A 21,207-nucleotide genomic window follows, 5' to 3' on the forward strand; every position below is an offset into this window, starting at 1 on the left:
GAAGTCCTGACCTTGTACCACTCACCACATCTTCTCGGCTCCGTTGCTCCACGCGCCAGTTCTCCGCGCATATGTGCAGCGTAACGAAAAGGCTGCAGCAAAGCTTCTCCCTGGTCACACAGGCAACCAATCGGAGAAAGTGATGAGATCAATATGATACCATCTCACATGCCCAAACACAAGACGCGCAGAGGGAAGAAACTGCTCTCGCCTCATCTGAGCAAGTGGAAAACTGGAAAGGGGAGGGCGAGAGGTAGAGGGCGCGAATGCGTGCATATGGAGTATGGTATATTCGCTAAGGAAGCACGGCTTGACAACACGATGCTCGCTGTGCGAGGAGCGGCGGACGCGTTGCGCGCGTCTCCCTGGTTTGGGCTGCCGACTCGCCATGTACAATTCAGGGCGTCAGCCCTCGAGTTTCGCGAGCAGGCGCTCCATCGCGGGCTCAATGGAATGAATCCCAGTTCATCTAGAATGAGCACGTCCAACTTTCTCAGTTGGCCCAGCATCCTCGTCAACCCAACTCTTTCTGGGCCACCAACATTTCATCGATTACACGCGCCACGATGGGAAGGTTGCCTCTCTTCCCTGCACGTCAATCTTGCGCAAGAGAGATAACCTCGTTCAAGATCTCCGTATCTACATGGATGTCTCGCCGGTCTTCGCCTGATACACAAACCCTCGATCAATCCCTGCTAGCCTCTGCTGGTGCTTGTGGAAAGATTTTCGGATGATGTTCCTTTGTGCTTTCCACAAGCACCGCCATGAGAAATGCATATCGTGTTATGGCACCTCCGACGCTAGTAGGCTGAGCACATGATCACACCAGACAACATATTGCCGTTCATAGGTCATCCCTGCTTCAATCACGGCAATACTGGCAAAGAGAGGATCGCGGTGGTTCTGAGTGTTTGGTCCCATCTGTATTTTTACCTCTTCCAGATGTTCTTCGTACGCTTTGGCGCGCTCAGCGTGCAATGCTCTCTGTTCATGCAGTTGATGGATGGTTTCCTCTGGCTCTAGCAGCCAGAGGTTGTAGATCTTCAACAAGAATTCATCACGCATGACGGTCGGCTCAACGGGAAGTAACACCCACTCTCGTAATGCTTCTCTCCCGGCTGCCGTCATCTCATAGACCTTTTTCGTGGGTCGGTAAGAAGTTGACTCGACGGCATGGTGCTTCAACAATCCTTCTTCTTCCAGACGCGCAAGTTCTGGATAGATCTGATTGTAGCGAACCGGCCAGAAAGGAGCGATACGCGCATTGAGAAGCTGCGCCAGATCATACCCAGTCAACGGTTCACGTGCAAGCAGGCTTAAGAGCGCATAGCGAACGGGGCTCAATTGCTTTCACCTCTCTTTATATCAAATTTAATATATATCCTACTTGACATTGTAGTAATTCTCGTTTAGAATTGCAATATATCAAATTTAATATATATACATTGAGGTATACATGGTAGGCGTTCGGGTAACTGCTTGTTCTGTCTCAACGTCTGCTGATAGAGGAAGGAGATGAATCTATGAGCCTTGTTTTTGAGGATCATTCATTTGACTTTGAATTGCTGCGTGCCCTGGGCTACTCCGTTTCTGGGGGAGCCGACATAGGCGAATGCCTCTCAACGGCATCACGCATTCGCGAAGGAGATACCCAGAGTTGGTATACCGAGTGGAAACGGACGGCGGAGCGTGTCCACGCCTTTGCCGATGCCTCGTTAGCGCGTGGTGAACGTATCAGCGCGCGGGAGTCCTATCTGCGAGCATCCAATTACTACCGGTGCGCCGAATTCTATCTGCACATCACTCCCGACGATGCCCGCAGTTTGCCAACATGGGAGCAGAGTCGATCCTGTTTCCGTCAGGCACTTGCTCTTTTTGAGTCACCCTATGAAGAAGTCGAGATTCCTTATGAAGGAACGACGCTGCCAGGCTATTTCTATCGTGTCGATGCTTCAGAGACGCCAAGGCCAACCCTGATTCTGCATGGTGGCTACGACTCTACTGGAGAGGAACTCTACTGCGAACATGTGTATGCGGCATTAGCACGCGGCTACCATTGTCTTGCCTTCGAGGGACCTGGGCAGGGAAGCGTGATTCGCCAACAACACGTGCCATTTCGCCCCGATTGGGAAGCCGTCATTACTCCAGTAGTTGATTATGTGATTTCCCGCCCTGAGGTCGATCCCAGTCGTCTTGTGTTGCTTGGCATCAGCCTGGGTGGGTATCTGGCTCCTCGCGCGGCTGCCTATGAGCATCGCCTGGCGGCATGTGTGGCAATTGATGGCATTTATTCCTTTGGGGAGGCGATTGAGAAGATGATGTCGTTGCCGCCGACCGGGCACTCTTCTCAAGAACAAGAAGCGGTGGCTAATGCACTTGCTCACGCGCAAAGCCAGCAGAATACATTGTTGCGCTGGTCAATAGCACAAGGCATGTGGACGTTTGCTGCCTCATCGCCTTTTGAGGTCATGCAAGAAGCCAGGCACTATACCATGCAGGGATGTGCCGAGCAGATCACCTGTCCATTATTGGTCTGTGATGCCCAAGAGGACCTCTTTTTCCAAGGGCAAGCCAGGAAGCTCTATGATGCTGTCACCTGCCCCAAGACCTATCTTGCCTTTTCCAGTGAAGAAGGAGCAGGAGCACACTGCCATTTTGGGGCGCTTACTCGTCTAAACCAGGAACTCTTTGCATGGCTTGATCAGACGTTAGGATAGCCAGATGTACTTATAACGAGAGATGCATTCCCGCTAGCCTCTAGCAGAGGTCCATACCTCGTGGGAAGCAGATTAGGAGGAAAGGAAGTTTTGATATGGCAAAAGGCGCTTTATTGGTTGGTTGGGGTGAAATCATCCCTGGGCGTGAAAAGGCTGCGGCAGCAACGCTCAATGCGGCGATGCACTACTGCATCCGCCTGCAACGAGAAGGAAAGATCGAGAGCTTTGAGGCCATCGCTCTAGAGCCCCATGGGAGTGATCTCAACGGCTTTGTGATGCTCAGAGGGGAAAAAGAGAGCATTGCCCGACTACGAGTAGAAGACGAGTTTACCTCGATCATCGTAGGCGTCCAATTAGTGCACCGACATGTAAGAGTGGTTGGTGCCTACGTAGGGGCTGAGATGCAATCATTGTTTGCGATGTGGGACGAACAAGAAGTGAAACTGCTCTCATGAAGGTGCAGGGGAAGCTATGTTTGAGCTTTCCCCCTTCTTTCATGGGATCTCAAGGGATGAAGCGACATATTTGATCCCGTTGATCGAGCAGGACGTGAGAAGGAGCGTGCCTACGTGCTCGCGAAGGAATAAGAGTCCCTATTGTGTGGATATGGTCTCTCAATGGTCACAATCTACTGACTGCCATTGAGAGACCGTTGTCAAGAGAATGAGATGGGTGCTCCTTCTTCTTCGCGCCCCTTGGTCATACTGAACGCTACCTGCTACAAGACGCCTCTCAAGTGGGACAAAGAACGACAAGCAAGTATTTTTCCCACTCTACTCTTGACCTCAAGGAAAGGAGAAATGTTGCCGAGAAACCACTATAGGATTTTGTACGTCTATAGGCCGACCGACTCTGGGGTGGCCCTTTTGTTGCCGTGGCTTCAAACCGCGAGAAGATTCTTGGTAAATGCACTGAAGGGCTGACCAATTTTGCATTGAAGGATGGAAAGTTTCACCTTTCAGTGAAACTTGACGCCTCGGCGCCTCGAAAACCGCTCTAAATCCAGGGTAGAAGCCAGAGATTCTTGTAAATAAATTGCTTATGCGCCTCTGTAGCGCAAATCCTGAAACACATTGGGTTAGCAGTGACTGAGTGCTGTGAGCTGGATCTGCTTCGCAAGTCCGTAGGCAGTCGGCAGATCACTGTCGCTCTCGACAAATACACGACCAATAACGAGCACCGAATTGTGCGGTGAAGCAATCTGTGTCATTGTCTGCGACACGGTTCCTTCCCAGCTCGGCCCAATAATGAGGTAATCGCCTGCCTCAGTTCCCGTGGTGCGTTTGCCGACATAGGCAAAATTCGTGCCGTCCGACGGATCAGTAAACTGCACGCTGTAGTAACGGCCCGCCATGTCCGGAACGTGCAAGATTTGCGGCCCTTTGGAGAGGTCGAGCAAGCCGCCGATGTAGAGTACATCGTCGGTCCCTGTTGCTAATAAGCTGGAGTTTGACGCTGAGGGCGAAGAGGGAGTGGGCACCGCGTAAAGCGTATTGATGGGGATGGGGTCGCCGCCGAGCCCATGCACAACGACCGCTCTTTTGTAGGCACTGTACGTGATAGACGGCCAAAAATAAAGGAAGACGAACGTGCCGAGTCCCCAGACGAGAACTGCTACAACGACGAACGAAATGAGCTGGCTTCCCCCAAGCGAGAAATACCTATAGACGACCCAGGCGAGAACTGCCAGGATGGCGAACGTGATGGGATATTTGTATTTTAGAATCAACCTGTTCATCTCATGACACTTTCATGACTGGTGGCACGTGGTACTCACCGTCGAGGACAGCACGGCCGGGCAGGTACGCGCGCAGCATCAGCTTGAAGTAGCCTGTCGGTGCCGGCAGCCAGTTGGACTCGTGCCCAGCGGGAGCCGTGCTCTGCATATAAATGTCAAGTGAGCCATCGGCGTTCTGCACCAGGCCAGAGCGAGTGCCGACGCTAGAGCGATCGATGGGGTTGCTGACCATGTACCCAACCACATCGGTCATGGTCAGCGACCAGAATGCATCGTTGGGCGGGAGTTGTCCTTCAGGAAAATGCAGGACGTAATTGCGCTGGCCGGAGAGCCTGTGCCCCGCACCGTCGACAGTCGTCGTCCAGTACGCAGCCTCTTGCACCACATTGACGGCGGGCAGGTTTCTGGCGCAAGCGGCCCGTAGGAGGATGCCATTGCCGGGCTGGCCGCATTTGGTGGTGGTGCTCCACCCGTTAACGGTCGTGGTCATGGCTTTCACCACCGCGTTCATAATGATATTGGCCGTGAGAAACGCTAACACGGCGCCGACGATAATTCCTTGCACAACATGTGAGCCGGCGAGCATGGTGAGAATATTTACCATACCCCGAGTATACCTGATGGGATGCAGTTTTCCCAGGCATCGAAGCGTCAAATTTCACCTTTCAATGAAGATTTCTATCCTTCTTCCCACTCTACGCTCCTAGATCGTGATCCCCAACACTTCCGTCATGTCTTATGTCAGTCTTTCTCGGTCCCTCACAACTTCAGGTGACATCAGACGACACTAGTTCAAGTGCACCATATCTATAAGAGCCACCGCATTTTGCACATTCTTGCCTCTCTCTTTACGATAAGCGTGCGACAGGTGACCTATCATCCTTCGCGTTTATCCTTAAGAAGAAATGGAAATAAATATTGCATCCATCGCTTCTGGCGGCCTTATCTTCAGGGTTGTCCCGCTCCTTTTCCCATCAAGAAAAGGAGCGGGACAACGCGCTTTCGCACGTGTCCACCCAAGGGTTACTCGAAACGTGATTGACCTATGAGGAGGTCAGATATGGCAGAGAAACTGGAAGCGGAAAAGCAGAAACAAACCAAACAAAGAATACTTGTCGTGAATGACACACAGTCTATTCTTGAGATGTTTCGGGAAATCTTAGAATTTGAAGGGTTTGAAGTGATCCTCTCATCTTTCCCTCTCCAGAAGGTACAAGAGATTGAGCATATTCAGCCAGACCTTATCATTCTTGACTTCATTTTTGGTGCTCAGAAGATTGGCTGGCAAATGCTCCAGCTCCTCAAAATGCACCATCCCACAGCCCGAATCCCTGTAATCGTGTGTACAGCCGCTATTAACGAGGTGCAAGAGCAAGAAGGCTACTTAGTTTCGCAAGGTATTCAAATTTTGTACAAACCTTTTGATATCGATCTCCTTCTAGAAACGATCAACCAGGCATTTAAGCTGGAGGGAGCGACACTTCATAGTAGGGAGGAAGCATAGGAGGCTCTGAGGGCTTTGCCTCCCCTCTTTCGGGTGAGGCCCACAAGAGGCGTTCATCGGCTTCCAGTTCCGTCGCATCTCATAAACCAAGTAGATCGAACATGTCATCAAGCTGTGAGACTGTTACCCAATCTAAGACGAGACAGGTGGTCGTATCCTCCAGCCGGACTTGACCGCGTATCTCGATTTTCGCCATCACTTCATATTGCTCAGTAAATAAAACAGCCGATTCGCTGATCGCTTGTGCGTGCTTGAGCAAGCGAAGCTGCCCTACCGCGGCTGGCAAAAAGCTTGAGCCAATGATAGAATAGGAAAAAGGACCAGAGAATCGAGCAAGGACGGAAAGAAGAGAGCTGATGAGAGCCTACTCACAAGACTTAAGAGAACGGGTAGCGCGAGCTGTTGATCAGGGATACAAGCGAACAGACATCATCAAACTCTTTGGAGTTTCACGAGCCACGATCAAGCGGTATCTCAAGCAACGACGCGAGAATGGATAACCTGGCAGCCCACAAGTCCGCGCGGGTGGAGGAGTTGATCCAGGCCAGGGGATGCCAGCTCCTCTTTTTGCCGAGCTACTCGCCGGACTTCTCGCCGATTGAAGAAACCTTCTCGAAACTGAAGATCTCCCTGCGTCGGGCTGGAGCTCGCACGCGTGAAGCGCTGCAAGAAGCCATTGTTCAAGCACTACGAACAGCGACAGCACAGGATGCACAGGGCTGGTTCCGGCATGGTGGCTACCTTCCCCAAGCAGGAGGATAGTTGTCTCAAAACCCTTGGTTTCTTGAGATGTATCCATGCATCGAGGGGCAGCCAACTCCGTTCATTTACGAAGAGAAAGGCGTGGGGCGTTAGCCAGCAGATATGGACAGTCGCCCACACGGTCCTCATGCGCTCCAATTTCCTTCCTGAATGAATAACTGCGTGTGGTTTCCTTCCTCCCTCAACACCAATGCGAGGGGAAACAGACGTGTCTCGAAGCCCACGTACCGGCGTCGATGAGAGGAAGCTCATTTCACGCAGCCGCCTTTAGTTCCTGTGCTACCCAGGGAGCAGCACGATTTTGCCGGTGCTCTGGCGCGTCTCCATCAAGCGATGCGCGTCTGCGGCTTCCTCCAATGGAAATTGGTGATGGACCTGCACGTGCAACTGCCCCGCCAGCACATACTGGAACAGCTTTTTCAACGCTGGCACCACGAGATGGGGGCGCGTTGCGACATATCCCGCGTAGAAGCCGGTCACGGTGGAGCAACGCGCCGTCAGCTTTTCGGGGTCGATGACCGCGCGCTGCCCGCTGGCTTTGCCGAACGTGACGATGCGCCCCAGTGGGGCGAGACACGTGAAGTTCTCAGAAAACTGCACCCCGCCAATCATGTCCAGGATGAGGTCAACCCCTTTGCCATCGGTGGCCTGCAAGACCTGCGTGGCCCAGTCTGGCTGGGTATAGTTGATGCCCGCATCTGCGCCCAGCGACAAAGCGAGGTCAAGTTTCGCCGGGGTGCTAGCGGTGGCGATGATCTGCCCGGCTTCCAGGAGCCTGGCGAGTTGAACGGCCAGCGTGCCCACGCCGCCTGCCGCCGCCTGAATGAGAATACGCTCCCCTGGCTGGATGTGCCCCAAAGTAGCGAGAATGTGATAGGCGGTCAGTCCCTGGATAGGGAGGGCCACTGCCTGAGCGGCATCCAGACCAGGAGGCACTGGAATGATTGAGGCGGCTGGCACCGCCACATATTCAGCATAACCACCGTGCGAGAGCAACCCGATCACCCGTGTTCCCATAGGAAGAGCCGTTGCGCCTTCGCCCGCTTCGACGATGACGCCGACGACCTCTACTCCTGGGGTAGAGGGGAAAGTGAGCGGTTCTCTTGAGGCAGAGGAACTGCGGCGGTGGTCAACATCAGTATAGTTGACGCCACTCGCTTCAACTTGGAGCAACACCTGCCCGGCTTTGGGGTGAGGGATCGCGGTTTCCTCCAGCCGCAGCACATCCGGTTCACCACATTCGTAAAAGCGAACAATTTTCATCCTGTATCTCCTTTCATAGCTGTGAGGTTACTCTTGCGAGGCTTCTTCAATGCGCGCGAAATGCCAGAGGGCGCGCCGTGCAGCTTCGTTGCGTCCAGTTTCCAGTTCCACCAGGGCCGTCTCGGCACCCAGAGCGGCAAAGAAACGGGCGCTGATTTCAGCATCAGGCCAGCCCATAGCCTGAAAGTCTGCCTGTGCTATAGCGGCGAATTCCCCGCTACGCCGTTGCACCTCTGCAGCGATGAGCGGCTCAGAGCGTGCTTCTAACAAGAGAGCTTTGACGGCTCGCTCGTGCAGGCAGCCATCCAGGTAGGTTTCCATGCTCTTGCGTAGCCGCTCAGCGCCAGGGGAGAGTGGGGCAATGGCCTGGAGAAGAGCGTCACGCAGCCGCTCATAAAACTGTACGTGCAGCGCCACCAGGAAAGCGGTGCGGTCAGGAAAATGCACATAAAACGTGCCTTTTGCAACGCCCGCCTTGTTGACAACGGCATCGACCGTGAGGCGAGAGAGGCCACCGCTGGTGGCCAGATCAAGTCCTGCGTCAACGAGCGCCTGACGAGTGGGATGAGACATGGGACCTCCGATCGTCGGGAATGGAAAGGAAAAAGGCTTCAAGCGCTTTGAGGAAGGCGTCAGGATCCTCCGCAAAGGGTTCGTGACCGGTTTCCATCACCACATACTGGGCATGCGGAATACTCGCGCGCGCGTTGTCCCCATCTCGGATCACCGGGTCAAAACGTCCGTAGATCAGCAGGGTGGGGGCGAGGATCTGAGCCGCCGCCGCGCGCAAATCATGGTCGGGGCGGGTAAAACTGCGCCAGATGGCAGCATCGACGGCGATGCGTGAGGGGATGGCCCGCCCCGCGTCGATCTCGGCAATCAGCCGGTTCACCAGAGGCGTGCGCCGTTTGAGATAGAACCTGGCAAAGCTCGTCGCCATCAGGCGGGTCACGAACTCGCGCCCTTTGAGCCAGCAGCCCAGCCGTATAAAGAGCGTTGGCGGACTAAACCCGCCCGAATCCACCAGGATGAGCGCGCGTACGCGCTCGGGATGCCGGATGGCAAGCCGTGCTGCCGCGTAGCCACCAACCGAGTTGCCTAAAAAAAAGGCCGACTCCAGGTGCAGACTATCTACCACCTCCTCCAGCACATCGGCTAGGAACATGGCCGAGGCCGACTGAGGCGGCTCTGGCGCAGGAGAGTTACCGTAGCCGGGCCAGTCCAGGGCAATCGTGCGGAAAGAACGCGAAAGCTGGGGCACGATGCTGTCAAAATGATGATGATCGCCTGGATTTGCGGACAGGAGCACGAGCGGAAGACCTGCCCCTTGCTCCTCATACGCGACGCGTCCAACACGTGTTTCGATCGTAAGCATGAGTATCTCCTTCGAAAGACCGGGAACCTGCGCGCTGCTGCTCCTGGCCTAAAGACAACAGAGGGAAGCTGCTATCCATTAGCTATGACCGACTAGTCGGTCATAGCATAACAGGCGAAAAGGGAGGCTGTCAAGCGACCTCGGGTGTATAGGGAGGCAGCACCAGAAATTCGTTGGTTCCAAGGGATTATCAGCAAGGGGAAAAGGAGGCTACCAGACTTCTGCCTTCTACCATATTGAAATAAAACGGGTAAGTGAAGCTGATTGATGAGTTACAGAATCGGGTGTTTGTTGAGACCGCCAAACACCCGAAACTTTCAGGGTCTTGTTCCCAATTTCATGCGTCTCAAAACATGTTCCTCTCGGCGGGAAATCTGAGACAGAAAGCCGAGGTTTTTTTATTGCTTGAAGAATTGATACCCTTCTCTTTCATTTCGCCTCAACTTTCGCAGTGAAATGGCTCGATTTTTTGAATGATCTCCCAGTCGAGCTACTCTGGAACAAAAACATGCAACCGTGCTATTGGCAGCCCAAAGCAAACAAAAGGCTGGTGATCGGTTTATGATGGCGGCTGGCTACTGACTTGTTGTTTCTCTTCAGCAAGTATCAACTCCAATCCTGCTAGAAAGTCCATGTCCGTCGTATAGTTGTGGGCTTGCTTCTCACGATAGATGGTGGCCAGAATCGATTCATCGGAGGATGGAACGTTGCTCGCTGCGGAAGCCGTCGGTGCAGCCTGCTCTTCAATCACAAACCCATATAGTGCTTTGCGTGAAGCACGAAGGAAACGGTCAAGGACATCAGACAAGCAAGGAGAAACGCGAAGCCCTCCCTCTAAAGATAGACAGAGTAGCGTTCCTCATCTATACTTCTTTCGTAGAGCATCATATTTTTCTCAAAGGATGCCCTCGAAAGGACGAATCATGCGTATTGCTCTCCTCTCAGATATTCACGGCAATTCCGTTGCATTGGATGCTGTTCTAGCGGCACTGCGAGAAGAAGGAGGTATAGATGCCTATTGGGTCTTGGGTGACCTCGTCGCTTTGGGTCATGATCCGGTCGGGGTACTCGAGCGACTGTCTCAGTTACCCAACCTTCGATGTACACGTGGGAATACAGACCGCTATGTGGTAACAGGAGATCGCCCGCCTCCAACACGAGAACAAGTGCAAGAGGACATAGCTCTCCTACCCATCTTTAAAGAGGTAGCGGAAACCTTTGCTTGGACGCAAGGTGCCATTACCGCAAAGGGATGGCTGGAATGGTTGACCAATCTTCCCCTGGAATTGCGAGAGGAGCTTCCTGATGGCACTCGTTTTCTCGGCGTTCACGCCGCCCCAGGAAAAGACGATGGAACAGGGATTCATGATGACTTAAGCCCAGACGAGATAGGAGCGCTGCTCATCGAGTGTCAGGCTGAATTGGTGTGCGTTGGACATACCCATCGGCCCATGCAGATCGTGGTCCAGGGAAAGCACGTTGTCAATCTCGGAAGTGTTGGTCTCGCGTTGCCTCCCGATGTTCGAGCCAGTTATGTGCTCTTATCAGCCGAAGCATCGGGATATTCTATTGAGCACAAGCGCGTGGATTATCCACGCCAGGAGGCCATTGCCGCACTGAAAGAAAGACGCCATCCCGGAGCAAGCTTCATTATCAAACATCTCCAAGGCTCATAGAGCCCCTTTACAGAGCATGCAGGGCGCACTGACGAAGTAAAGCAAATCCGGCTTTTCCATACATTTGTCGCTTAATGAGCTTTAGCTTCGTCACATGTCCTTCGACTATTCCGTTGTTGATCGCCCAGGTTAAACCAGCTTGTACTGCGTCTTTGTCTTTTTCTATCCCTGCTGCAAAGGACCGGAGTTCTGGCAGCTCACTCACCGCGACCCTGGCCAGCCAGGCATCCAACCGCTTTCCTTTTGCGTGGTTTTTGAGCTTCGGGAAAGGCTCCTTGCTTGAGCCAGTCGCGAACCGTTCGATCACTCAGCCCAATGCGCCCGCAATCTCTTTCGTCGCTATCCCCTGCCTGTTAAGTTCTACTACCTGTTGATATCGCGCATATCAACAAGCAAGAATGCTGGCGCACACGACGACCGTTCTCTTGTGGACATCGAGCCCCGCGCATCTCTCATACACAACGTTCATGAGTCACCTCCGAAGAGAAATGGACAGGTGACGGGATGCCCAAGCTGGATCAAATGCTCCCTTGCGTGCTTCCCAAGTGGGAGCGACAGACGGTGGTGCTTGTGAGGCATCCTGGATCACACTGGTGGTCCGGCTCGCAGCGCGAGTAACAAATCGATCTCTGACGTTACACCCGCCCTGCTAGTAGTCTACCCTTTTTCATGCGCGGTGGTGCGCCAGGGCGCATGACCCACTGGCGGCGAAGTCGAAAAGCAGTCCTCAAAATTTATTGGAAGTTGAGCTCAACGAGATGCATTTCTCCTGTGAGCTGGCTCAGTGTTCGGTAATAACTGATGTAAATCGTCCGACCTCCATTTTTGGCGAGTTCTGGGTGCTCAATACCTGCGTAATCCGTTCCCCCCTGGTATGGTGGAAGGCCAGCGAAGGCGACAACAGGGGAACTCCAGGGGCCGACAATACTTGGGGCTGTTTGCAGTACAACGTTGTTGCTGAGTCCCTGACTATATACTGCAAGGTACTGCCCCAGGTACGAATTATAGGAGACGGTCATGGCACCAGGGACATTCGTGAAGAGCGGCGCGACCTGATTTACATCTGATGTCCAGCTACTGCCATTCCAGAAGGTATAGGCACTTCGATTAGTTGCCTGTGCCAGCGGCGCGCGCGCAGCCACATACGGGCCATTACTCGTATCCATATTGTGTGGGCGACCAAAGACATAAATGGTATTGTTATCGATCATTGCATTTACAAAATCTGGCTCAGGATAGGTAAAGAGCAGGCCTGGCTCACGTGTAGCTACCGTTTTGCCTGCCTGAACGCGGGCGAGAGCGATGCCCATGAATTGATAATTGAGGAAACCGGGTTGTACCTTGAGTTTATAAGAATAGACGAGCCCACCTCCCTGATAATTGATCACACTACCGGGCCAGAGAGCTATTCTATCGTCTGGTTTGCCGGTTGAGTCATTATACGCTTGCTCATCGGCGGTGAATGGTACAAATTGATAGGGAGCGCCCTTGGCATCTAGCGGCTCATGCACAACAAGAGGATTCGTGGGAGATGCCAGAGCAGCAGAATTCGAACGGACATGTGAGTCACCAGAGACTAATGTGTCATTGAATGTCCAGAGCAGTTGTCCTCCAATCAGAGCTGTAGCGCCACCGTCTCGTGATGCTACGCTTTTGGGATGACCAACGGTACCAAGATCCTTTGTGGAGGCAATTACAAGGGCTTTGGACGTTTTGGGAAGGGCAAGCGCATGCTCCCCCTTTGAAGACCACTGTGTAAGGACGCCAAATGGCGCTACACCTGCAAGCAATACGAGACCTTTGAGAACAATACGACGATTCATCATGATATTCATTCCTTGCGCTTTGATTTAAAAGAGTAAAGTGTGCGAATCCAAGAATGATCCCAACAACACAAAAGCTTACCAGGAAATGAAATCTCTTCCCAGGACAGAAACCGGCCACTTTGGGTCAATCCGCTCCAAAAGCTTTTAATCTTCCTACTGCATTGATTTTCATGAATTTTTTCGACTTGAAATATGATCGATCGGCACGTTCACACACGTATTGTCGTCACATCTTGTCTCAGTTCCCGTAGCCCTCCATCCCGCACCACTGCCAGCTCATACGCTTGCTTGTTAAGCACAATTTGGGTAAGCTAATCAGGGATAGCGCAACCTGTTCGGCTCCTTACTGTTGGGGCGTCAAGAGCTTCAGAGCATTCCAATTCTTCCGAAGAAGGAGCTCTTATGTCAATCCCTCATCATTGCCTCTCACTCCTTCCAATTATGACATAAGGATGTCGCCATTCGTTTGCTATGCTCTCCTGGTGTGTATGGTAGAAATGTGCACTACCGCAACACGCGGACGAACGAACCTGAGAATACAGGAGATCCTTATGAATACAACAACTACAATCCAGCACCATGGACTCTCACAAGAACGTCTGCGCCGTCTAAGGAGAACCTTACAGGGCTATGTAGAGCGCGGCGAGATCGCCGGGATCGTCGCACTCATTCACCGACACGGTGAAGAAGCCTACATCGAGACCATTGGCTGGCAGGATAAGGAGGCACAGCTCCCCATCAAGCGCGATACGATCTTTCGGATCGCCTCGATGACCAAACCAATTGTCGCTGTCGCCGCCTTGACATTGGTTGAAGAGGGCAAGATACGTCTCTACGATCCGATCGATACCTGGCTCCCAGAGCTGGCCAATCGGATGGTCATGCGTGACCCTAACGGCTCGCTAAATGATGTGTATCCCTCTCCACGAGCAATCACCCTGCACGATCTGCTGACATATCGTCTGGGCATTGGTTGGGGAAAATCCAGCCTGAGACCCCACCTTTTTGCCATGATCGCCGCACCGATAGCTGATGCACTGCTGATTCCTGGCGCGAAGCACTTAGCTCCTGATGACTGGATGGCCCATTTAGGCGAACTCCCTTTGCTCAATGAGCCAGGAGCGAATTGGCACTACCAAGTAGCTTCTGATATCCTGGGCGTGTTGATCGCCCGGATCACAGGCAAAACGCTGGAAATAGCGTTGCGTGAGCGCATCTTCGAGCCTCTGGGAATGGAAGATACAAGTTTCGCAGTGCCAGCAGAAAAGCGTCACAGGCTGGCTACTCTCTATGCGCAAGCTCCTGATGGAGGGCTTACTATGCGGGATCGTCCTCAAGCTACGTTCTGGGCTGAGCCGCCGCTTTTCCCGTCTGGAGCTGCGGGCCTCGTTTCTACGGCTGACAATTACCAACGGTTCGGGCGAATGTTGCTGAACAAGGGAAAACTGGATGGAGTCCGTATCCTCTCGCGCAAGACTGTCGAGGCGATGACAATCGATTATCTCACGCCTGAGCAGCACACACACACTTCTTTTGCGTTTGATCGCTACCATATAGATGGATCAGCCGCGATGTGGGACAATTGGGGATTTGGCTATGGGGTTGCGGTCAGGACCAGGCAAATTGGACTAGGGCCTTCTGTTGGCTCATTTTACTGGCCGGGAGCGTTTGGAACCACATGGATGGCAGACCCGCAAGAAGATCTGATAGCCACGCTCTTGCCTCAGGTTGTAGGCACCAATCCGTTCTACACACAAGTTGGCGACGATTTCTTGGCGCTGACCTATCAGGCCATTGCGGATTAAAGAGCAGAATAGAAGAGGAGATCGACAGGCACCGTCTGCAATGAGGCCAACAGATCCACTCATTGGTGGGCTTCAGCGACGATAAGACTGGAAGCCTCTCTCAGCGGCTGGTGCTCCAGGTAATGCCAGCCGCTTTGCACCAGCCATGTTCGCACCTCTTCCTCGCTATACACATCGCCTTCGCCAGTGGCAACCAGGAACTCACCTGCCAGTAAAGCCGCAAACAGAGGGCACGTATGGGTACTATCGGTCCAGAAATCAACCAGCAGCAGGCGTGTGCCAGCAGCGACCGAGACACGGAGGCGCTGGAGCAAGGCACGGTTTCGTTCAGGTGAGAACATATGCGCAACATGGGCAATAAGCACACAATCCTGGTCAGGTGGAAGGGGATCGTGAAAGAAATCACCTTCCACAACCGTGATCTGCTCAGCCCCAGGAGCCATTCGCAAGCGCTGGCGTGCGAATCTCGCTATTGGCGGAAGATCAAAGAGGGTGGCTTCGATAGCAGGCTGCTGCTGTAAGAGCGCCAGGAGAAACGATCCGGTTCCCCCACCAAGATCAAGCACCCGACGGTGACGGCGAAAATCGTAGGTGCGAGGAAGAGCCTGGGCTGCCCCACTGGTGATGGCTTCCACCCCTTCCGAAAAGACCTTGACCTTCTTCTCATTCACCAGTTCAGAAGGAATGTGATCGGGACGAAGGCGCATCTCCAGTTGCTGCCATGCTGGATAGCTGATCTGGTTCCACAGGCGCAAGTATGGACGCAAATCAGGAGTAGAGTGTCCACTAAGAAAGGCAGCAGCCACTGGGCTATTCTGATACTGATGATGGTGGCGTTCGACCAGGCCCAAAGCCACCATGGCATCGGCAATGATACGAACGTGGTGGCAGGGAATCCCTATCCGTTGCGCCAACAGTTTTAACGTCATGGGGCCATCAGCCAGATGCTCAAAGAGTCCGAGTTCACTGGCAGCAAACAACTGTTTGGAGGCCATAAAACCACTCGCAATCTGAAAAATGGCGTCGGCAGTGACGGTATTTGGCATGGTCATGGACTGCTACTCTCCTCTCAACAGAAGCCACCAAGATACGAAAGCTATCCTCACATGGTATCTCCGCGACGAACACACAAGAGATCTGCGCTGTCCACTATGCGCCCGAAACAGCTTCTCGATCAGGGAGCACAACCAGTTCTCCGACCATAGAGGGCATATGTGATGGAACGCGTGTGCGGTGTGTATGCTCCTGGCGTGGGCGCTGCCCCTCTCCAGAGGATGAGCAATGGGAGGCAACTTGCAAGGAGCATAAGATTGCACCATTTTTTCATCGGCGCACCTCCTTTGAGGGAACCTGAGCAAGTCCTCTTGCCTGCTTCGCTCTGACTGTATCACGAGGCGATATCGAGAGGCGTGACAGGTGATATTGTTACCTTGTTCTCACCTTATTCGCTGGAAAGGTGAAAAATAACAAGGTGGAGGCAGATGTTGCACAGACATCTGCCTCCACAGCATCCCTCCTTAGAAATATTGACAAAATGCGTCTCACTCAAAGGAGAGCCACTTCATCGGGTGTTGCTCCTTCCCTCTCATGTTCTCTCGGATCGCTGGCTCTACTGACGTGGGGGAGTGAGACCTTGGGCGAGCCCCCCATCGACATAGAACGTACTGCCTGTAGTGAAGGTCGCGTCGAAGGCGAGGAACAAGACTGCACGAGCCACCTCCTCGACGGTTCCATGACGCTTCATGGGGGTGATCTGGTCCCCCACCTTCTCAAACGCTTCTCTCTCCGCTTGGGAAAGCCCAGCGGCCCCCATCGTCTCTGTCTTGATAAAGCCAGGGCTGACAATGTTCACTCGGATGCTTCTGGGCAGCAGTTCAGCAGCCAGTACCTGCGCAAAAGCACGGAGCGCCGCCTTTGACCCGGCATAGACACCCATACCAGGCGTCCCCCTCCCGTCTGCGATGGAGGATGTGAAAACGAACGCTCCTCCATCCTTGACAAGGGGAGCCAACCGCTGTGCTGTGAAGAACGCGCCTTTGGTGTTGACGTTGAAAACCTGGTCGTAGGTGGCCTCAGCGACCTGATCGAACGGCTCAAGGCGCGCGACCCCGGCATTCATGAACACAAAATCGACCTGACCAAGCTTCTCTTCGATCAACTCATAAAGGCGGTGGATATCGGCAATGCTCGCCATATTGAATCGGACCACGTCTGCCTGCATTCCCACCTGTCCTCGTGTGGCTTCGAGATGAGCTTCCGTTTGACCGGTGAGCAGGACTTGCGCACCTCCTTTTATCAGTGCCATACCTGTTGCGAGTCCCATGCCAGTCGTCCCACCGATGACCACAGCCTTTTTCCCTCTATATTTTTCCATTTCGCTTCTCCTTCGTTATCGAATCTCTTTGCAGAAAATGTATGAGAAACCACTCCCCTTGCTCCCCCAAATAGGGAAAAGTGAGGGCCTTAATGCGCATCGGCGCGGAGCACTTTCATCAGAGCAGCGGCTTTTTCGTTTCCATAACCCGCAGTAACGGCTTTCCCGAAGAGGTGTGTGGCGAACTTGGGGAACTCGTTATTGATGTGGGTCTCCTGTGCCTGTCGCAAAAGGAGTTCGACTCCCTCCGCACAGATCTTGAGTGAACTTTCGGGGTGTTCATAGGCATCTCTGGCGATGGCATCAGCGCTATTTTTCATCATTGCCCCAATGGCTGGAGCGGTGCTGGCAATCATGGGACCCAGGGACGCTACTTGAAGGCCTTCGGCTTCCAGGAGACGAGCCCCATGAAAGAAGCCCAGCATCGAGCCGAAGAGATAGGAGAGAAACGCGAGATCGACAGCAGATGCCGCCCCGATCAGCTCCCCCAGGTAGACGACGTTTCCAGTCAGACTTTTTAGTAGCGACTCACTTCTTTGAAACGCTGCCTGCACGCCCGAAACAAAAATGGTGGAATTAGGTTTACCTATCTGGACTGGAGTAGCCGCGATGGCTCCATCGAGATAGTCAATGCTTCGTGCTCGTGCCCACGCTTCGCTTTCTCGTGCCTGCTGAGGACTGCCAGTGCTCAGTTGAACCAGGATTCGACCTCTCAGGGCAGCAACGACCTCTTCCGTTTTCAATATGCTGTCCGCAATCTCGTAGTCGGCAACGCACATAATCACAACAGGGCTCGCGTCTGCCGCAGATGCCGCATTCTCTGCCAGAACCGCCCCCTCCTGAATTAGTGATTCAGCCTTCGGGCGGGTTCGATTCCAAATGGTGACATGATTGCCATGCTCAAGCAGTGCATGCGTGAGCGCTCTACCCATTTGTCCTAAACCAATAACAGATACATCACTCATATGTTGCATTTCTTCTCTGATCTCCTTTATATGTCTCTGGAAGAGCTCCAAAATCAGGCACACCCTCGTCCTATTCACGAAGATTACTCCCCATCCCGCTGCGGGATGGGGAAATATGGGTAAGAGGATCTTCTTATCACACAGAGAGGGGCTTCTGTGCCCGCTCTAGACGTTGTTTGAGGTACATTTTTGCCTTTTCAAGGGAAGTAATTTGTTGCTCTATTTCTGCGAGCTTTTCCAGGCAGAAGTTCACCTCATCTGGGCAGTGGGATGCTTCTGCCTGCTCACAAAGGGCCTCATCCTCTTCAGGTTTATGACAAAACACCACGTCAAGTATTTCGTTGGTGGTCAGTCCCAAGCCCAGGTAAAACTGGATTGTTTTCACTCGTTCAATCGCCGTGCTACCGTAGGAGCGATATCCGTTCTCCCCCCGCTGAGAGGATAACAACTGCCTGGTTTCGTAGTAGCGCAGGGAGCGAATACTGACGCCCGTCTGGCGCGCAAGTTCGCCAATGTTCATGTGTCTCTCACCTCCGTGTTCATCTCGTCCTCAGCATTCTAAACCATGACATCATGTCAGAGTCAAGTCGCTGGCACAAGCGAGTGTCCGGGATGAGTGGCCGACAAGATCAGTGGGCTGAATCATGTTCAGGAATACCAGGAGAGGAGGGAGTCTCGATCCGAGAAGACGGGAAGGGCTGATGATTGAAACACGACGGTTTGCGTAGACTGAGCAAGATGTTGCACCGAGAAATCTTGTCTCTTTTCATCCAGGATAATATGAGTCGATGGGCTTCCTTTTCGCCATTATTGTTCAGTTAGCGGGTCTCGTTGCGCATCCCGTGGGATATCGCTTGCCAGAAAGAAAAAAGGGTAGGTTGATGTTTGATCAGCCCATCCTTCATATTTGCAGCTTTCCTATTCCTTTATCTTATGTCGGCCTCTATAGTAAATGTTTCCACTTTACTTGGGTGTAATGGGTGATCGTGTGTATCAAAGCCTCTTCAAGAGAGAAGGAGTCTATTCGGAAAAAATCTTCACCCATGAAAGCTCCTATAACCGAGACCGTATAAGGCTCAGTGCCGTAGACCTTACTTTTCTCTCCATCGAATTTAATGAGTACTATAGCCCCTTCTTGACGCATTTGTTCTAAAAAGGGGAGTAAAAATTCAACTCGTTTCCATCCTTGTACTGGAATTGTTATTTCCAGCTTTTCTGCGATATGCGTAAGAGTCATTTCAAAATCTGATTGAGCCAATGAATAACCTCGCAATCTTTGTGCTAGAGCATCTACATTCCGTTGATTCCCTTCAGCACACTTGGAGCAAAATTGAGCTTATAATGTAATTCAGCAGAATTTGTGTATAACACTCAGAACCCAGTGTGTTCGCAAGAATCTGGCCTGTGATGGTGACAACTGTACCGAAACAGTGCCCGCCATCTTCTCAGTTAGCGTGGACACCACGCGTCAACTGCTCAGACATCCCTCATGAGAGGAAGGGTCACTGTAAAGGTCGAGCCTTTCCCAACAGCACTGTCCACCGAGATGGCTCCTCCATGATGTTTGACAATCTTGTCCACAATATAGAGCCCCATGCCCAGGCCAGGAATTGCTTTCCGCTTGAAATCAGTGACCCGATAGAATCGCTCAAAAATTTTGTCGCGTAGTTCTCGCGGGATACCCAGACCATGATCGCGAATATGGATTGTGACCGCATCGTCTGAGGCTGAAAGATCTATCTCAACGGTCTGGGCATCTGGCGAATACTTGATGGCATTGCTCAGCAGGTTGGTAAAGACCTGCCCCAGCCGGTCTCGATCCCCCATCAGGGTGGGCTGCACGCTTCCGCGAACCAGGATGGTATGACTTGGATGGAGGTGATGAATGGTGGAGATGGTCTCCCGCAACAACTCGTCAAAGATCACCTGCTCCCGTCGATACTCGAGGCCCCCTGCCTGCATCCTGGAGACATCCAGTAACTCTGTGATCAGGCGTTCCAGTTGCTTGACAGGCCCCTCCACCCGGGCAAGTGCGGTGTTCGCCTCATGCTGGGAATGCTTTTCGAATCGTTTGCGCGCCAATTGGATCTGCAATTTGACCGCAGTGAGTGGGGTCTTCAGCTCGTGGTTGGCCATACTAATAAAGTCGTCTTTGCGCTGCTCCAGTTCCTTGCGCGCTGAATTATCCAGCACAAAGGTGACCATCTGACGCGGTTGCTCCTGGAAGATAACGCCACCCACCAACACAGGCAGCCAACTGCCATCTTGACACACCAGTTCGGTCTCAAAAGGAGTGTGTTGCCCGCGTTCAAAGAGCTCCTGGTTCGCGCGCTCGAAGAGCGGCACTTGTTCTGGGGGGACAATGTTCATTCGGCTCAACTTCCTGCTCTGCACCTCTTCTCGGGTATAACCGGTCATGCTCAGGAACGCCTCATTGGCGACTGCGATCACTTCTCCTTCCATCTCGACAGAAGTAATGCCGATAATATTGGAGTCGATCAGGGCGTGGATGCGCTCCTGACTCTGGCGTAAGGCATCCTCCGTTCGTTTCTGGTCTTCGATATCGGTGCTCGTGCCAAACCACTTGACGATGTGACCACCTTCATCGCGCATCGGCATGGCGCGCGTTAAGAACCAGCGATATCCTCCATTCTGGCCATTTCTGAGACGCTCTTCGTGCTCATACATGGTTCCTGTGTCCAGGGCATGCTGCCAGGAAACTTGATTGCCTGTACGATCATCTGGGTGGACGAACTGAAGATGAGCCCAGCTGTCGCTTTGGGTGTGCTCAAGCGTTAATCCAGTGTAATCACGGCAACGCTGGTTTGTATACTCGTGCTTACCGTCGGATCGTGTCACCCATACCATCTGTGGCACCGTTTCAGCCAGCACCCGCAAGCTCTCCTGGCTTTCTTTGAGTTGTTGCTCCGCTTGCTTTTGCGCATCAACATGCTTGATGCGCGCCTCACATTGTTCAAGGTCGAGGTGCCTGGTCTGTTTTCCATTCGACATCACGCAGTAACTATCCCTTTCATGTGGTCCCATCCCTGGCAAGGAAGATGCTTCCTTGCTCGTATAACTCGGAACAGGAGTGAGAGATGTGAAAAGATAGCCCCTCCTCGTAAACACATGCAGTTCATTCATGGTCTGCCGACGGTTTGAGGCAAAAGCATCATCACCACCCTATGTATCTGAGTAATTT

22 protein-coding genes and 2 pseudogenes are annotated in these 21,207 nt (G+C 52.8%); 8 read left to right on the forward strand and 16 right to left on the reverse strand.

Features of this window, described 5'->3' with window-relative positions:
• Positions 1–276 precede the first annotated feature (276 nt).
• On the forward strand, positions 277–618 hold the full coding sequence (locus K3T82_RS29120) for a hypothetical protein (protein ID WP_220197023.1): 342 nt from the start codon (positions 277–279) through the stop codon (positions 616–618).
• A gap of 165 nt (positions 619–783) precedes the next feature.
• Here K3T82_RS29120 and K3T82_RS29125 read toward each other — a convergent pair whose 3' ends face one another.
• Positions 784–1,344, reverse strand: coding sequence for a PadR family transcriptional regulator (locus K3T82_RS29125; RefSeq protein ID WP_220197024.1), 561 nt, complete (start codon positions 1,342–1,344; stop codon positions 784–786).
• A 179-nt stretch (positions 1,345–1,523) separates the two neighbouring features.
• Between K3T82_RS29125 and K3T82_RS29130 the strand changes: the two genes are divergently transcribed.
• Both K3T82_RS29130 and K3T82_RS29135 read left to right on the forward strand, forming a co-directional pair.
• Entirely contained in the window at positions 1,524–2,717 is a 1,194-nt protein-coding gene (locus tag K3T82_RS29130) for an alpha/beta hydrolase family protein (protein WP_220197025.1), read from the forward strand.
• A 95-nt stretch (positions 2,718–2,812) separates the two neighbouring features.
• Entirely contained in the window at positions 2,813–3,172 is a 360-nt protein-coding gene (locus K3T82_RS29135; protein ID WP_220197026.1) for a hypothetical protein, read from the forward strand.
• Between the two features lie 623 nt (positions 3,173–3,795).
• On the opposite strand, the gene K3T82_RS29140 is transcribed toward K3T82_RS29135, so the two are convergent.
• On the reverse strand, positions 3,796–4,455 hold the full coding sequence (locus K3T82_RS29140; RefSeq protein ID WP_220197027.1) for a DUF1254 domain-containing protein: 660 nt from the start codon (positions 4,453–4,455) through the stop codon (positions 3,796–3,798).
• Position 4,456: 1 nt separating this feature from the next.
• Complete coding sequence (locus K3T82_RS29145) at positions 4,457–5,059, reverse strand: DUF1214 domain-containing protein (RefSeq protein WP_220197028.1); 603 nt, start codon at positions 5,057–5,059, stop codon at positions 4,457–4,459.
• Between the two features lie 456 nt (positions 5,060–5,515).
• Here K3T82_RS29145 and K3T82_RS29150 point away from each other — a divergent pair, with 456 nt between their 5' ends.
• Positions 5,516–5,959: a response regulator gene (locus K3T82_RS29150; protein WP_220197029.1), complete on the forward strand. Its 444-nt coding sequence runs from the start codon at positions 5,516–5,518 to the stop codon at positions 5,957–5,959.
• Positions 5,960–6,038: 79 nt separating this feature from the next.
• On the opposite strand, the gene K3T82_RS29155 is transcribed toward K3T82_RS29150, so the two are convergent.
• Positions 6,039–6,245, reverse strand: coding sequence for a hypothetical protein (locus tag K3T82_RS29155; RefSeq protein WP_220197030.1), 207 nt, complete (start codon positions 6,243–6,245; stop codon positions 6,039–6,041).
• Positions 6,246–6,315: 70 nt separating this feature from the next.
• Between K3T82_RS29155 and K3T82_RS29160 the strand changes: the two genes are divergently transcribed.
• Both K3T82_RS29160 and K3T82_RS50195 read left to right on the forward strand, forming a co-directional pair.
• Entirely contained in the window at positions 6,316–6,459 is a 144-nt protein-coding gene (locus K3T82_RS29160; protein WP_220197031.1) for a helix-turn-helix domain-containing protein, read from the forward strand.
• Positions 6,452–6,721 carry a transposase gene (locus K3T82_RS50195; protein ID WP_220197032.1) on the forward strand — a complete coding sequence of 90 codons (270 nt, stop codon included), beginning with the start codon at positions 6,452–6,454 and terminating at the stop codon, positions 6,719–6,721. Before K3T82_RS29160 ends, K3T82_RS50195 begins: the two co-directional genes overlap by 8 nt.
• A gap of 279 nt (positions 6,722–7,000) precedes the next feature.
• Here the strand turns inward: K3T82_RS50195 and K3T82_RS29170 are convergent, their stop codons facing one another.
• From K3T82_RS29170 to K3T82_RS29185, 4 genes are all read right to left on the reverse strand, one after another.
• Complete coding sequence (locus K3T82_RS29170) at positions 7,001–7,984, reverse strand: quinone oxidoreductase family protein (RefSeq protein WP_220197033.1); 984 nt, start codon at positions 7,982–7,984, stop codon at positions 7,001–7,003.
• A gap of 27 nt (positions 7,985–8,011) precedes the next feature.
• Positions 8,012–8,557 (reverse strand): TetR/AcrR family transcriptional regulator, encoded by a 546-nt coding sequence (locus K3T82_RS29175; RefSeq protein ID WP_220197034.1) that lies wholly within the window; start codon positions 8,555–8,557, stop codon positions 8,012–8,014.
• On the reverse strand, positions 8,526–9,359 hold the full coding sequence (locus tag K3T82_RS29180; RefSeq protein ID WP_220197035.1) for an alpha/beta fold hydrolase: 834 nt from the start codon (positions 9,357–9,359) through the stop codon (positions 8,526–8,528). The genes K3T82_RS29175 and K3T82_RS29180 overlap by 32 nt, the downstream gene beginning before the upstream one ends.
• 559 nt (positions 9,360–9,918) lie before the next feature.
• Positions 9,919–10,110 (reverse strand): hypothetical protein, encoded by a 192-nt coding sequence (locus K3T82_RS29185; protein ID WP_220197036.1) that lies wholly within the window; start codon positions 10,108–10,110, stop codon positions 9,919–9,921.
• A 172-nt stretch (positions 10,111–10,282) separates the two neighbouring features.
• On the opposite strand from K3T82_RS29185, the gene K3T82_RS29190 reads away from it, so the two are divergent.
• Entirely contained in the window at positions 10,283–11,035 is a 753-nt protein-coding gene (locus tag K3T82_RS29190; RefSeq protein ID WP_220197037.1) for a metallophosphoesterase family protein, read from the forward strand.
• A gap of 7 nt (positions 11,036–11,042) precedes the next feature.
• Here the strand turns inward: K3T82_RS29190 and K3T82_RS29195 are convergent.
• A pseudogene (locus K3T82_RS29195) lies at positions 11,043–11,276 on the reverse strand (transposase); the annotation flags it as partial.
• 493 nt (positions 11,277–11,769) lie between these two features.
• Complete coding sequence (locus K3T82_RS29200) at positions 11,770–12,861, reverse strand: DUF4185 domain-containing protein (RefSeq protein WP_220197038.1); 1,092 nt, start codon at positions 12,859–12,861, stop codon at positions 11,770–11,772.
• Positions 12,862–13,412: 551 nt separating this feature from the next.
• Between K3T82_RS29200 and K3T82_RS29205 the strand changes: the two genes are divergently transcribed.
• Complete coding sequence (locus tag K3T82_RS29205) at positions 13,413–14,666, forward strand: serine hydrolase domain-containing protein (protein ID WP_220197039.1); 1,254 nt, start codon at positions 13,413–13,415, stop codon at positions 14,664–14,666.
• Positions 14,667–14,725: 59 nt separating this feature from the next.
• Here K3T82_RS29205 and K3T82_RS29210 read toward each other — a convergent pair whose 3' ends face one another.
• The 6 genes and pseudogenes from K3T82_RS29210 to K3T82_RS29235 form a co-directional block, all read right to left on the reverse strand.
• On the reverse strand, positions 14,726–15,718 hold the full coding sequence (locus K3T82_RS29210; RefSeq protein ID WP_220197040.1) for a methyltransferase: 993 nt from the start codon (positions 15,716–15,718) through the stop codon (positions 14,726–14,728).
• A 557-nt stretch (positions 15,719–16,275) separates the two neighbouring features.
• Positions 16,276–17,040 carry an SDR family oxidoreductase gene (locus tag K3T82_RS29215; RefSeq protein ID WP_220197041.1) on the reverse strand — a complete coding sequence of 255 codons (765 nt, stop codon included), beginning with the start codon at positions 17,038–17,040 and terminating at the stop codon, positions 16,276–16,278.
• Between the two features lie 89 nt (positions 17,041–17,129).
• Positions 17,130–18,005: an NAD(P)-dependent oxidoreductase gene (locus tag K3T82_RS29220; protein WP_220197042.1), complete on the reverse strand. Its 876-nt coding sequence runs from the start codon at positions 18,003–18,005 to the stop codon at positions 17,130–17,132.
• A gap of 136 nt (positions 18,006–18,141) precedes the next feature.
• Positions 18,142–18,525, reverse strand: a complete 384-nt coding sequence (locus K3T82_RS29225; protein ID WP_220197043.1) for a MerR family transcriptional regulator — start codon at positions 18,523–18,525, stop codon at positions 18,142–18,144.
• 423 nt (positions 18,526–18,948) lie between these two features.
• Positions 18,949–19,263, reverse strand: coding sequence for a hypothetical protein (locus K3T82_RS29230; RefSeq protein WP_220197044.1), 315 nt, complete (start codon positions 19,261–19,263; stop codon positions 18,949–18,951).
• Positions 19,264–19,481: 218 nt separating this feature from the next.
• A pseudogene (locus K3T82_RS29235) lies at positions 19,482–20,954 on the reverse strand (PAS domain-containing sensor histidine kinase); the annotation flags it as partial.
• Positions 20,955–21,207 lie beyond the last annotated feature (253 nt).

Source organism: Ktedonospora formicarum, assembly GCF_016587355.1.
Taxonomy (GTDB): Bacteria; Chloroflexota; Ktedonobacteria; order Ktedonobacterales; family Ktedonobacteraceae; genus Ktedonobacter; species Ktedonobacter formicarum.

Coding starts and splice junctions, on each gene's coding strand:
- K3T82_RS29200 (WP_220197038.1), bottom strand. CDS start 12,861: ATGATGAATCGTCGTATTGTTCTCAAAGGTCTCGTATTGCTTGCAGGT.
- K3T82_RS29150 (WP_220197029.1), top strand. CDS start 5,516: ATGGCAGAGAAACTGGAAGCGGAAAAGCAGAAACAAACCAAACAAAGA.
- K3T82_RS29210 (WP_220197040.1), bottom strand. CDS start 15,718: ATGACCATGCCAAATACCGTCACTGCCGACGCCATTTTTCAGATTGCG.
- K3T82_RS29180 (WP_220197035.1), bottom strand. CDS start 9,359: ATGCTTACGATCGAAACACGTGTTGGACGCGTCGCGTATGAGGAGCAA.
- K3T82_RS29140 (WP_220197027.1), bottom strand. CDS start 4,455: ATGAACAGGTTGATTCTAAAATACAAATATCCCATCACGTTCGCCATC.
- K3T82_RS29190 (WP_220197037.1), top strand. CDS start 10,283: ATGCGTATTGCTCTCCTCTCAGATATTCACGGCAATTCCGTTGCATTG.
- K3T82_RS29145 (WP_220197028.1), bottom strand. CDS start 5,059: ATGGTAAATATTCTCACCATGCTCGCCGGCTCACATGTTGTGCAAGGA.
- K3T82_RS29225 (WP_220197043.1), bottom strand. CDS start 18,525: ATGAACATTGGCGAACTTGCGCGCCAGACGGGCGTCAGTATTCGCTCC.
- K3T82_RS29170 (WP_220197033.1), bottom strand. CDS start 7,984: ATGAAAATTGTTCGCTTTTACGAATGTGGTGAACCGGATGTGCTGCGG.
- K3T82_RS29220 (WP_220197042.1), bottom strand. CDS start 18,005: ATGAGTGATGTATCTGTTATTGGTTTAGGACAAATGGGTAGAGCGCTC.
- K3T82_RS50195 (WP_220197032.1), top strand. CDS start 6,452: ATGGATAACCTGGCAGCCCACAAGTCCGCGCGGGTGGAGGAGTTGATC.
- K3T82_RS29160 (WP_220197031.1), top strand. CDS start 6,316: ATGAGAGCCTACTCACAAGACTTAAGAGAACGGGTAGCGCGAGCTGTT.
- K3T82_RS29120 (WP_220197023.1), top strand. CDS start 277: ATGGAGTATGGTATATTCGCTAAGGAAGCACGGCTTGACAACACGATG.
- K3T82_RS29215 (WP_220197041.1), bottom strand. CDS start 17,040: ATGGAAAAATATAGAGGGAAAAAGGCTGTGGTCATCGGTGGGACGACT.
- K3T82_RS29175 (WP_220197034.1), bottom strand. CDS start 8,557: ATGTCTCATCCCACTCGTCAGGCGCTCGTTGACGCAGGACTTGATCTG.
- K3T82_RS29135 (WP_220197026.1), top strand. CDS start 2,813: ATGGCAAAAGGCGCTTTATTGGTTGGTTGGGGTGAAATCATCCCTGGG.
- K3T82_RS29205 (WP_220197039.1), top strand. CDS start 13,413: ATGAATACAACAACTACAATCCAGCACCATGGACTCTCACAAGAACGT.
- K3T82_RS29130 (WP_220197025.1), top strand. CDS start 1,524: ATGAGCCTTGTTTTTGAGGATCATTCATTTGACTTTGAATTGCTGCGT.